The organism is Flavobacterium sp. PL12, assembly GCF_039123485.1.
Classification (GTDB): Bacteria; Bacteroidota; Bacteroidia; order Flavobacteriales; family Flavobacteriaceae; genus Flavobacterium; species Flavobacterium weaverense.
Map to the genome: position 1 here is coordinate 45847 of NZ_JBANDI010000015.1, position 13171 is coordinate 59017.

Genomic DNA, 13171 nt, shown 5'->3' on the forward strand with positions numbered 1-13171 from the left:
TACAACAACACAACAATTACAAATAATATACAATGAGCGACGCTTTAAAACACGAATGTGGTATAGCCCTAGTAAGACTACTCAAACCGCTTGAATTTTACAAGGAAAAATATGGAACCGCATTTTACGGAATCCAGAAAATGTATCTTCTCATGGAGAAGCAACACAATCGTGGACAAGATGGTGCTGGATTTGCAAGTATTAAATTAGATGTAGAACCTGGCGAAAGATACATCAGCCGCGTTAGATCTAATGAGGCACAACCTATACAAGACGTTTTTACTCAAATAAACGATAGGATAAATGAGGAACTTAATGCTCATCCAGAATATGCTGACGATGTCGCACTTCAAAAACAGAAAATTCCATATTTAGGAGAATTGTTTTTAGGCCACGTTCGCTACGGAACTTTTGGCAAAAATAGTATTGAAAGTGTACATCCATTTTTGCGTCAGAATAACTGGATGCATAGAAATTTAATATTGGCTGGAAATTTCAATATGACTAATGTTCAAGAACTTTTTCAAAGTTTAATTGAATTAGGTCAACATCCAAAAGAAATGGCGGATACTGTTACTGTAATGGAAAAAATAGGTCATTTTCTAGATGATGCGGTAACAGATTTATATCAAGAATGTAAAAATGAAGGCTTAACTAAAAGAGAAGCTTCACCAATTATTGCTGAAAGATTAGACGTAGCTCGAATTTTGAGAAGAGCTTCTAAAAATCTTGATGGTGGTTACGCAATGGCAGGACTTTTAGGTCATGGAGATGCATTTGTTTTTAGAGATCCTGCAGGAATTCGTCCAGCTTATTTTTATCAAGATGATGAAATAGTAGTCGTTGCATCTGAAAGACCAGTAATTCAAACTGCTTTTAACGTTCCTTTTGATAAAGTACAAGAGATCGATCCAGGCAGTGCATTGATTATTAAGAAGGACGGAACGGTTACTATGGAAGAAATTCTAACGCCAACAGTTAGAAAATCATGTTCATTTGAGCGCATTTATTTCTCAAGAGGAAGTGACGCAGAAATTTATCAAGAAAGAAAAACTTTAGGTAGACTTATTCTTCCTGCAGTTTTAAAATCTATTGATGAGGACACTGATAATACTGTTTTCTCTTATATTCCTAATACAGCTGAAACTTCTTTTTATGGATTAGTAGAAGCAGCTCAAGATTTTCTAAATCAAAGGAAAAATAATTTTATCCTTAAAAATAGAAATAAATTAACGAAGGAATCGTTGCAAGAATTACTAGCCGTAAAAATACGTACTGAAAAAGTAGCGATTAAAGATGCGAAACTTAGAACATTTATTACTGAGGATTCTAGTCGTGACGATTTAGTGGCGCACGTTTATGACGTTACTTATGGCGTTATAAAACCAACTGACAATTTAGTTATCATTGATGATAGTATTGTGCGTGGAACGACGCTAAAAATGAGTATTATCAAGATGATGGATCGTTTGAATCCAAAACGAATTGTAATTGTTTCATCGGCACCTCAAATTCGTTATCCTGATTGTTACGGAATCGATATGGCTAAAATGGAAGGATTAGTGGCATTTAGAGCGGCACTCGAACTTTTAAAGGAAAGAAACTTATATAATATAGTGGATGAAGTTTATGCTCAATGTAAAGCGCAAGAACATTTAGAAGACACTGCACTTGTAAACTATGTTACTGCAATTTACGCACCATTCGAACCTCAAGAAGTTTCAGATAAAATCGCTGAAATGCTGAGTTCACCAGAAATTAAAGCGGAAGTTAAAATTATATTTCAAACTGTTGAAGATTTACATATTGCTTGTCCTAAAAATTTAGGAGATTGGTATTTTACAGGTGATTATCCAACGCCAGGAGGAAACCGAGTAGTAAGCCGAGCTTTTATGAATTTTTATGAAGGAAAAGACGCGAGAGCATATTAATAAGACAGGCATAAGGGCAGTTTATCGGTTTTATAAGCTGTTTGTCTAATTTATTTGGTAGTAAGAAACTACTAGTATAATTTTAGGTCACCATAACATTAGTAGGTTAAGTTTATGGTAGATTTGGGGCAAAAAGGGTGGAAGCAATTCCACCTTTTTTATTGGAATAAACTGAAGGATTTACTTCGAACTAAACTGTTTTAGGTAAAGTATAGACATAAAAAAAGTCGAATAAACTAGTTGTTTATTCGACTTTTATATTTTAAAATAGCTACGCTATTTTTGAAAAATATTATTTTTCAGAAGCATATCTTCTAGATACTTCAGTCCAGTTAATTACATTGAAAAAAGCTTCAATATAATCTGGTCTTCTGTTTTGATAATGTAAGTAGTAAGCGTGTTCCCAAACATCCATTCCTAAGATTGGAGTTCCACCGCAACCAATTCCTGGCATTAATGGGTTGTCTTGATTAGGTGTTCCACAAACTTCAACTTTTCCTCCTTTATGAACGCAAAGCCAAGCCCAACCTGAACCAAATTGTGTAGCTCCAGCTTTACTGAAACTTGCTTTGAATTCTTCAAAAGTTCCAAAAGCAGCTTCGATTGCAGCTAATAAATCACCTGTTGGTAAACCACCACCATTTGGAGCCATAACAGTCCAAAACAAGTTGTGATTGTAAAAACCACCACCGTTATTTCTAACAGCCATGTTTTTCATATCAAGATTAATCAAGATGTTTTCTATAGTTTTACCTTCCATATCTGTTCCAGCAATTGCAGCGTTCAGATTTGTCGTGTAAGCATTGTGATGTTTTGTATGATGGATTTCCATTGTACGAGCATCGATATTAGGTTCTAATGCGTCATACGCATAAGGTAATTGTGGTAATTCAAAAGCCATAATATGATTGTTTTAATTAATGTAAAATGTTATAGTAGTCAAATTTAGGCAATTAAGTTTGGAAACGGAAATTCTATTTTGTTATAATTTCATTAAATAAATTGATAGTAAACTCCTTTTTATATGAACTTACTTGATAATCAGTTAGTATTTGTTTCAATTCTTCAATAATGTGATCTGTATTGTTTAAATAATTATTTGCATTTCGATCGTCAGTTTAGGAATTAAAAAAGAAGTATTTTAGCAGTGTATTTAACATAGAAAATTTTTTGAAAAAGCAAATAATTTTATTGATTTTAGTGTTACTAACTTTTTCTTGTGCAAAAAGAGAGGTGCCTATTGTTTCATTTTATTATTGGAAAACTATTTTCAAACTATCCGAAATTGAGATAGCAACTTTAAAAAATAACGATGTACAAAAAATATATGTGCGCTATTTTGATATTGACTTGGATTCAAAGAATCAAGCTTTTCCGCTATCCCCTATTCGTTTTGAAACTGAAATAAATGGTTATACAATTGTTCCAGTAATTTACGTCAAAAATAAAGTGATGTTGAATAATGAAGTAGATGTTCAAGAATTAGCTAAAAAAACATTTGATTTTTTACAGCAAATAAATAATAAAAATAAAATTAAGGTTGAGGAAATCCAAATTGATTGCGACTGGACTTTAGCGAGTAGAGATTCTTATTTAAAGTTCATAGAAAGTTTTAAGAGCATTTCAGGTAAAACGCTGTCGGCGACTATTCGTTTACACCAAATAAAATATTACACTAAAACAAAAATTCCTAACGTTAGGAAAGGAGTATTGATGTACTATAATATGGGAACAATCGCTGTTGATTCTTTAAACTCTATTTATGACAGGAATATTGCAAATCGATATATTCAAAGTCTGCAGAATTATCCTTTAGAAATAGATATTGCTTTGCCTATTTATTCATGGGCTATTCATAGTCGAGATGGACGTGTAATAGGTTTAAGAAGTAAAATTAATGTTGGTGATTTTAAGAAAGATTCCAATTTTGTGTTTCAGCATAATAAATATTTTAAAGTTATACACTCCAATTATAAAAAAGGCACATTTTACAAATCTAAAGACATTTTAAAATTAGAATTAATATCGCAAAAGGATTTGTTTGAAATGGCAAGCGATTTAAAATCAAATTTAAAACAAACACCTAAAGAAATTATATTCTACGATCTAGACGAAATCAATATAAGAAATTATGAAAAAGATATCTTCAAGCAAGTTACTACTCGTTTTTAGCACGATAGGATTACTGATTTATTCTGCAATTTACGCATGCGGTGGCGATGGCGATTGGGGTTGGACTTTTGATTCTAATTTCACTCCAGAAACCTTTGTTGATAAATCATATGAACCGCTTTTTTTATCAACCGATATTTTTTACGGAATAAGTTTTGACAGAGAACACACTATTAGATTCAATGATGAAATGATTGCTGATTGGAGTACTCATCTAAAAGGAAGTATAAATGAGCAAGATGTAAAGTTCTTTTTGATCGATTCTAGCGCTGTAGATGTTGCTAGTCTTTACTCTTTTTTAAGTACTAAAAAATCCAATCCAACAGTTGCAAAGTGGTCGAAAAAAATTAATTTGAAGGAAAAGAAAGTTATTGATTTTATCACATTTTTAAAAAATGCACAAGCACTCGAAACTGTTTCAGTGAATAACAATGACTGGAGTTACGAGCCGCAAAAAACTATTGTTTTTACCGATACTAAAGTCTTAAAAACTATAGAGTCTAAGTATAATGAAACAGCGGATCCATTTTTAAAAAACAGATATTGGCTACTGACAATCAAAGCTAATTTTTATAGCAACAATAAAGAAAATGCTGATTCTTTTTTTAGAAAAACGGAGAATTCTGTTCCAAAAAACACCTTATATTATCGAGCTTTATCCTACTTAGCTGGACTAGAATATAAAAAAGGCAATTACGCTAAATCTAACTATCAATATGCTCAAGTTTTTGATAAATGTCCAAAGTTACGAATTGTAGCGGCATACAGTTTTCATCCGCAAGAGCAATTAGATTGGAATCAGTCATTGACTATGGCCAAAAATAATGATGAAAAAATTGCGCTTTGGGCAGTTCAAGGTTATTATAATGATGAAGTTCAAGCGATACAAAATATTTATGCGCTAAATCCAAAAAGCGAACATTTAGAGTATTTGCTGACACGATTAATAAATATCCAAGAGAATAAAATTGATAAATCTTTTAAAGAGCAAAACGCGCTTAAAAATAAACAAGGAATAAAAGACAGTATAAATCAAGATGCGATTAAAGTGGTAATGGCTATAGCCAAATCAAAAAACACTTCAAAGCCTTATTTATGGAATGTAGCTGCTGGATATTTAGAAACCTTGAACGGTAATTTTGCACAAGCAGACAAAAATTTTGATACTGCAGAAAGTAAAATGCCGAAAACAGCATTAGCTATTAATCAGCTAAGGCTACTTCGTTTCATAAATAACTTAAGCAAAATTGACAAAATAACTCCCAGCGCTGAAAAAACAGTTTTATCAGATTTGAACTGGTTGTATTTTGAATTACCGAAAGAGAATTTGGAAAACTTTCGTTATGAAAACGCAACAAATTGGAGTAAAAAATATCTAGCTGCCTTATTCAAAACACAGAAAAACAACGTTATGTCTGAGTTGTTTTTAAAAGGTTCTGATTTTTATGATAACGAAAAAGACATTGTAAATATGAAGGCCTTCTTGTCGAAGAAAAATAAAACTGCTTTAGAAAATATAGCTGAAAAAATATACGATTTAGATTTAGATAAGATTAATAAGTATCAAGCAGTGCAAGCAACTTTTGCTAATAAAATTCCAGCTGCTATTTCTTTTATGGAACAGTCTGGCGACTTACAATATCTAGTTTTATATGGCAATCCATTTAATGGAAAAATTAAAGACTGTCACGATTGTGAACACGCCGAGCGTCAAAAAACTAAATACACACTCATAGAGTTTCTTTCAACGATGAAGTTAATGCAGGATAAAGTTGCTAGTCAAGAAGATGTTTTTGATAACGCTTTGCTTTTAGGAAATGCATTTTATAACATATCTCATTTTGGAAATGCGCGAGTATTTTATGAAGGAAGTATTATTGGTTACGGATCAAGTCCTTACGAATTTAAGGATACTTTTAAAAACAAGATAACAGACTGTTCAGTGGCTAAATCGTATTATCAAAAAGCTCTACAAGCTGCAACTAATGACGAACAAAGAGCAAAATGTTCCTATTTAATTTCGAAATGTGAACGCAATGAATTCTATAATAAAAAATATTACATTTCAAATAATTGGTGGAATATCGAAGATGATGGAATATATTTTCTCGCTTGGAATGGATTTAAAAATTTGAAAAACGACTATTCTAACACTAAATATTACAAGGACGTAATTGCTGAATGTGGTTATTTTAATACCTATGTAAGTCAGTAATTATTAAATTTTTATGATTGCGCCATCGCCATACAAACAATACTAATTTTAGCACCTGGAATTTTTAGTAAAGCGCGTGAACACGCCTCGAGCGTTGATCCAGTAGTAATGACATCATCAATTAGTAAAAAATGTTTATCGTGATTTTTTTCTGTGAAAGAAACGTCAAAAATAGTTTCTATTCCTTCTGTTCTGCCTAGAAGTGTTTTTTTAGATTGTGTTTTAGAGTATATATTCCGCCGTAAGATAGTATCATCGTATGGTTTATTGAGGCTACTAGAAAGCGCAAGTCCAAATGCAGTAACTTGATTGTAGCCTCGTTCTCTTAATTTTCTGCGATGTAATGGAACGGGAATAATTACATCTATAGATTGTAGCGATTGGATTTCTTTTAAATCTTCAGCGTACCATTCGCCAAGAATAGTTCCTATTTCTTCATGTCCTTTGTATTTTAAATTATGAATTAGTTGCTGGACGATACCTTTTTTATGAAAGTACAATTGCGCAGAGGCGTGCACAACCGGAATCCTACCATAAAACTTTTTGAAAGCTTCATTTTCTAAACTCAAATGATGATTTGTTAGTGGTACATCATGTCGGCAAACTGTACAAATTACATTCTCATTTGTAAGTAAAAAAGAATTACAACCGGAACAGACTTTTGGAAAAAAGAGATTAATGATGCTTTTAAACATATAATCAGAGATTTAATTGTAAAAATAAACAATTCAGTGCTTCAATGTTCAACTATTTACTTTTTTAAGTAGAGTACTTTTTATATTTTTGCAACACTATGGCAAAACAAGAAGATTTATTTAAGAATGTAGTTTCGCACGCAAAAGAGTACGGATTTATTTTTCCGTCAAGCGAAATCTACGATGGTTTAAGTGCAGTCTATGATTACGCACAAAACGGAGTGGAGTTAAAAAAGAACATACGCGAATACTGGTGGAAAGCGATGGTTCAAATGAACGACAATATTGTAGGTCTTGATTCCTCAATTTTGATGCACCCTACAACTTGGAAAGCATCCGGCCACGTTGATGCGTTCAACGATCCATTAATTGATAACAAAGATTCAAAAAAAAGATATAGAGCAGATGTACTAATTGAAGATTATGCTGAAAAGCTAAATCAAAAAGCAATTAAAGAAGTTGAAAAAGCGCGTACGCGTTTTGGAGATGCTTTTAATGAAGAAGAATTTGTTAGTACTAATGCTAGAGTAATGGAATATAAATCAAGAGAGAGAGAAATTCTGGAAAGAATGGGTCGTTCTCTTGGTAATGAAGATCTTGAAGATGTAAAAGCATTAATTGAAGAATTAGAAATTGCTTGTCCAGAAACTGGATCTAGAAACTGGACTGAGGTTAGACAATTTAATCTGATGTTTGGTACAAAACTCGGAGCTTCATCTGATACGGCAATGGACTTGTATTTAAGACCAGAAACAGCACAAGGTATATTTGTAAACTTCTTAAATGTTCAAAAATCAGGAAGAATGAAAGTTCCTTTTGGTATTGCACAAACTGGAAAAGCTTTTAGAAACGAGATTGTAGCGAGACAATTTATTTTTAGAATGCGTGAGTTTGAACAAATGGAAATGCAGTTTTTTGTTCGCCCAGGAGAAGAGATGAAGCATTATGAATTCTGGAAAGAAGCTCGTTTAAAATGGCATTTTTCTTTAGGTTTAGGAAGAGAAAATTACCGTTTTCACGATCACGAAAAATTAGCGCATTACGCTAATGCTGCTGCTGATATTGAGTTTAATTTCCCTTTTGGATTTAAAGAACTAGAAGGAATTCACTCTCGTACAGATTTTGACTTAAAAGCACACGAACAATTTTCAGGACGAAAATTACAATATTTTGACGCGGAATTAAATCAGAATTATGTTCCTTATGTTGTAGAGACTTCTGTAGGACTAGACAGAATGTTCTTGGCTGTTTTTGCAACTTCATTAAAAGAAGAAACGCTTGAGGATGGATCTACTAGAACAGTATTGAAATTACCATCAGTTTTAGCACCTACAAAAGCGGCAGTTTTACCATTAGTTAAAAAGGATGGGTTACCTGAAATTGCTCATAAAATCATAGAAGACTTAAAATGGGATTTCGCTGTAGCATATGATGAAAAGGATGCAGTAGGAAGACGTTATAGAAGACAAGACGCACTAGGAACTCCATTTTGTATTACAGTTGATCATCAAACTATAGAAGATCAAACGGTTACTATTCGTCATAGAGACACAATGAAACAAGATCGTGTAAGTATTTCAGACTTGAAATTAATTATCGAAAACGAAGTTTCTATTAAAAACTGGTTGATGAAAATGTAATATTTAAAAAATAAAAAAAATCCCAAATTCTAATTTTTAAAGAATTTGGGATTTTTTAATTTTAGATTTTTTTAGAACCTATATCCTAGAGAAATTCCTCCACGACCAACGATTTCAAAATCGTTATAACTGCTTTCATTATTAAGTAGGTTTCTACCTACTCCCGAATTGATTTCAAATACAAAACCTCTTTTTGTTATCCATTTTCCGCCTATTCCAAAACCAAGAGCAAAGTCGGTAACATTTCCTTCATCATTAGTTGGATTTACACCATTATTATAATTGTAGGTGCTGAAATCATAATTGTTTAACATACCAAAACCTTCAGCAAAGAATCCAGCAGCTGTTTTTTTTCCAAAATAGAAACGGTAATAGGGAGTTAAACTAAATTTAGTATCAATATTTTTATCATATGAAGTAAATAGTGAAACACCTACAGCTGATTCTTCGTTCAAAATTCTTTCATATGTACCTTCAAATGCACCAAGCACTAACATTAATGCATTTCCCTTTAGTTCATTTCTTTTAAATTCCGTTGTCTCTTTTTCTTGAGCAAAGCCTGATAAAAAAGAACTTGCACATAAAAGAATAAATAGTTTTTTCATAGTAGTAAATTTTTGATAAAAGTAAGATAAATTTGTAAAAAATAATATTTAGTTCCAAGTATTTTTAGTGCTTTATTTTTTAGATCATTGTTCTGCGAGTGATTTGTAAAATTTGGTTAAATAGCATATGAAGGCTTGCAAGATTATTAATAACACTATCAAAATTGCTATTTTTTAGAGGAGTTATTTTTAGTACGAAAAATTTCGAGTAGGATTAATCTAATAAAATGTAATTTATTTTTTTACGTATTAAATAGATAAAATGCTGTTTATCGGATATATTTGCACTTTAGCCGAATATTTTAACATCTAGAAAAAACATTTGGACAACAATTATTGTAAAAATGGTTAAATGCTTATTTTTAGAATGTTAAATAGGTTTTTTTCTTGCAGCGATATTTTTTGTCACTCAGTTAAAGTCAATTCTCCTGTTAACTTAATGCTTTAAAGTGTATTTCACTTTAAATATTTAATGTAATAATGCCTAAAAATTCTACGACAAGCCATTGATTAATTATTCCTACGTTATTATTGATGATAGTCAAGAAGGTGTTTTGGAAACGAAACGCATGGCCGACTCTTTTTCAGAACTTGTATTTCTGGCAGCTGCAAACACATATGAAAGCGGAATCAATCTTATCCTAGAACAGGAGCCACAATTAGTACTTTTAGAAATAGACCCTCATAATCCAAAGAGTAATTTATCATTATTATTAATAAATGAGCTTCACAGATATTTAAATAAAATCCCTCAAATTATAATAACTACTAGAAAGAAGAATTTGGCATTTGATGCTATTCAATATGGAGTGACAGACTATATTTTAAAACCACTCAAAAGAATCGATTTTATAAAACTGATTTTAAAGCTGAAAAAGTCAAATATTGAAAGGGAAAACAATTCATATAAGGTAAGTACTAATGTGCTGAAACCAATTTTTATTCCGCAACAGCAGCAGATTATTCATGACCAATCTTTAATTTTATGTATAAAATCTTACGGTGATTATCGATATATTGATGCAAAAGACATTGCTTATTTGCGTGCTGATAATAATTCCACGGATATTTACTTATATAATGGCGAAATAACTACTGCTTTTAAGACGCTTAAACATTTTGAAACGGTCTTATCCTATCCTTTCATTAGAATACACAATAGTTATATTGTAAATCGAAACTACATTTCGAGAATACATAATGGTAACTCGTTTTGCTACATTAAAAGTAGCGCAGTTAAGCTGCCTTTCTCTAAATCCTACAAGAAAAATATTGATCTGATTATTTCTGATCTTTCTAGCGGAAATTACCTAGAAATTTAAAAATGAATCACTTACCATAATTTGAATGCCATTCACTACTAGTTGGATGCAATTCACCATATACACTGTTTTTTACACCGATAAATTATGATGCTTATGTAGTTTTACGAAAGGATTCGCAATTTAAGTGATTCCTAAAACAAACAAACAAACAACAACATAATACCCCAGATTTATGAAAAAGTCAATCTTAACAATCGGATTATTCTCTTTAGCAATCGCTTTAACGTCTTTCACTTCAAATCAAACAGATCCAATAATAGTTATTGATGCTAATGGTAATGTAGAGATTGTAGGTGCAGGTGCTGTAGGAGGAAATAAGAAAGTAGACATTATAGGAGCAGGTGCTGTAGGAGGAAATAAGAAAGTAGATATTATAGGCGCTGGCGCTGTAGGAGGAAATAAGAAAGTAGATATAATTGGTGCTGGTGCAGTTGGCGGAAACAAAAAAGTGGACTAGTAAGGTTTTATGTTAACTAATATATTTTAAAGGCTATCAATTTTATTGATAGCTTTTTTTTTATATAAATTCTTTTGCTATTTTTGGTAAAATTCAAAACACCGATTGAAAAATATTTATTGCGTATTTATACTTCTAGCATTTGCTGTTTTTGGTTGTAATCAAAAAAGCAAATTCAACACAACAATCAATTCTTCAGAGGATAGTCTTTCCTCTTATCTTTCAATGGCAAATGATTTTACTTTGTCGCGAGAAAAAAGAGAAGATTTTACTCGGAAAGCCTTTTCAATTGTAATTGATCAACCTAGTGACTCTCTGAATACAGTTAACTTGTTTAAAGTGGCGAATCGTTATTACAACATGGACGATTGGAAGAATTTCAAAATAACGGTTGACATAATTTTAGAAAAAGCAATTGCAAATAATGATACAGTTAGTAAACTCAAAGCTTATACATATCTAGGGGATTTTTATTTACTTCAGACGGTTTCAGATAGTGCGTTTATCTATTATTCTAAAGCAGAAAAAATGTACTTGCAACGAAATGATAATTACAATTTAGCAAAAACTAAATTAAATAAAGCTTTGCTACAATTTAATGCTGGTGATTTTTTGGGTAGTGAGATAGCTGTTTTTAATGCTTTAAGAGCTGTAAAAGGAGAAGAAAAAAGTGATGTAGTTTATGAATCATATAATATGTTAGGTGTAATTTATAATGAGATTGGTGAGTATGAAAAGGCAGTTGAATATAATTCTAAAGCTTTAGCTTCCATTGACAATGATATTGTGGAAGCAGTCTTTCAAGCAAAAGCGACATCTCTTAATAATATAGGTTATGTCTATCAGAATATGAACAAACATGATAAAGCGTTGCGTTATTTCAAAGAAGGGCTAGAGCAAAAGAATTTAAAAACGGATAAGCCGTTTGTATATGCTATGTTATTAGATAATTTAGCATATTCAAAATTTAAAATCCGAGATTTTGAAGGTTTGCCTGAACAGTTTTTTTATGCATTAAAATTTAGGGATAGTTTACACTTAACTTCTGGTATTATCGTTAGTAAAATGCGTTTGTCAGAATATTTTGCATTTAAAAAGGATTCAGTAAGATCATTGCAGTACGCTGAAGAGTCGCTTAAAGAGTCCATAATTTCTCAAAATTATAGAAGCGTTTTGTTAGCTCTTAAAAGACTTTCTACTATAGAGCCACAAAAAGCAGCATATTACACTGAAGAATATATTCATGTTAATGACAGCTTGCAAAAAGCAGAGCGCACTATGGGTGAAAAATTCACTCGCATTGAGTACGAGACGGATCAAATAAAAAGTGAGAACACAGATCTATTAGAACAAAATAGAAATTTGGTTTATTTATTTGGTGGTTTAGGAATCTTAGGTTTATTCATTTTTACCATCAAAACACAAAAAGCTAAAAATAGAGAGTTATTATTCAAACAAGAACAGCAAATAGCTAATGAGGATATTTACAATTTAATGATCTCACAGCAAAACACAATTGAAACCAATAGAATTAAAGAGAAAAATAGAGTTGCAAGGGAACTTCATGATGGTGTTTTGGGACGGATGTTTGGCGTCCGAATGAATTTAGACGGATTAAATGCATTTCAGGATGAGGATGCAGTGGTTCAGAGAACCAATTACTTATCAGAATTAAAAAATATTGAGCAAGATATTCGTGAAATTTCTCATGACTTAAACAGAGAGAAGTCGGAATTAATCAATAACTTCGTTGCTATCATTGATGAATTATTCGAAGAGCAGAAAAAAACTTACAAGCCAAAATTTATTTCTAGTATTGATTCTACTATTAAATGGGAGTTAATTAGTAATTCAAAAAAAATTAATTTGTATCGTATTCTTCAAGAATCATTACAAAATATTAATAAATATGCGCTAGCAAATACTATCAGAGTTGAATTTGAAAAAAAAGATAATTATATAATTTTGAAAATCAGCGATGATGGAATCGGTTTTAATGTAAAAACGGCTAAAAAAGGTATTGGAATTCAAAACATACTTTTCCGCACTAGTGAATGTGATGGTGTTGTCGATATTAAATCGGAAAAAGGACAAGGAACAATTATAACAGTTACGTTACCAATAGAATAAA

General features: G+C 31.5%; 10 protein-coding genes. 7 read left to right on the forward strand and 3 right to left on the reverse strand.

What is annotated here, in order from left to right:
- The first annotated feature begins 32 nt into the window (after positions 1–32).
- Complete coding sequence (locus RCH19_RS08620; RefSeq protein WP_343022876.1) at positions 33–1931, forward strand: amidophosphoribosyltransferase; 1899 nt, start codon at positions 33–35, stop codon at positions 1929–1931.
- Between the two features lie 292 nt (positions 1932–2223).
- Here RCH19_RS08620 and RCH19_RS08625 read toward each other — a convergent pair whose 3' ends face one another.
- Positions 2224–2832: a superoxide dismutase gene (locus tag RCH19_RS08625; RefSeq protein ID WP_121924878.1), complete on the reverse strand. Its 609-nt coding sequence runs from the start codon at positions 2830–2832 to the stop codon at positions 2224–2226.
- Between the two features lie 269 nt (positions 2833–3101).
- On the opposite strand from RCH19_RS08625, the gene RCH19_RS08630 reads away from it, so the two are divergent.
- Together RCH19_RS08630 and RCH19_RS08635 are read left to right on the forward strand one after the other, a co-directional pair.
- Positions 3102–4103 (forward strand): hypothetical protein, encoded by a 1002-nt coding sequence (locus RCH19_RS08630; protein WP_343022877.1) that lies wholly within the window; start codon positions 3102–3104, stop codon positions 4101–4103.
- The gene (locus RCH19_RS08635) at positions 4063–6318 is read left to right on the forward strand and encodes a hypothetical protein (RefSeq protein ID WP_343022878.1); all 2256 of its coding nucleotides are present in this window, start codon (positions 4063–4065) and stop codon (positions 6316–6318) included. Before RCH19_RS08630 ends, RCH19_RS08635 begins: the two co-directional genes overlap by 41 nt.
- Positions 6319–6329: 11 nt before the next feature.
- Here RCH19_RS08635 and RCH19_RS08640 read toward each other — a convergent pair whose 3' ends face one another.
- A complete protein-coding gene (locus RCH19_RS08640) occupies positions 6330–7013 on the reverse strand; it encodes a ComF family protein (protein WP_343022879.1) in 684 nt (227 codons plus the stop codon).
- A gap of 98 nt (positions 7014–7111) precedes the next feature.
- On the opposite strand from RCH19_RS08640, the gene RCH19_RS08645 reads away from it, so the two are divergent.
- Complete coding sequence (locus RCH19_RS08645) at positions 7112–8653, forward strand: glycine--tRNA ligase (protein ID WP_343022880.1); 1542 nt, start codon at positions 7112–7114, stop codon at positions 8651–8653.
- Between the two features lie 71 nt (positions 8654–8724).
- On the opposite strand, the gene RCH19_RS08650 is transcribed toward RCH19_RS08645, so the two are convergent.
- Positions 8725–9258, reverse strand: coding sequence for a DUF3575 domain-containing protein (locus tag RCH19_RS08650; RefSeq protein ID WP_343022881.1), 534 nt, complete (start codon positions 9256–9258; stop codon positions 8725–8727).
- Between the two features lie 506 nt (positions 9259–9764).
- On the opposite strand from RCH19_RS08650, the gene RCH19_RS08655 reads away from it, so the two are divergent.
- From RCH19_RS08655 to RCH19_RS08665, 3 genes are all read left to right on the forward strand, one after another.
- Positions 9765–10580: a LytTR family transcriptional regulator DNA-binding domain-containing protein gene (locus RCH19_RS08655; protein WP_343022882.1), complete on the forward strand. Its 816-nt coding sequence runs from the start codon at positions 9765–9767 to the stop codon at positions 10578–10580.
- A 175-nt stretch (positions 10581–10755) separates the two neighbouring features.
- Complete coding sequence (locus tag RCH19_RS08660; protein ID WP_343022883.1) at positions 10756–11040, forward strand: 3-oxoacyl-ACP reductase; 285 nt, start codon at positions 10756–10758, stop codon at positions 11038–11040.
- Positions 11041–11145: 105 nt separating this feature from the next.
- Entirely contained in the window at positions 11146–13170 is a 2025-nt protein-coding gene (locus RCH19_RS08665) for a tetratricopeptide repeat protein (RefSeq protein ID WP_343022884.1), read from the forward strand.
- The last annotated feature ends 1 nt before the right edge of the window (position 13171 follow it).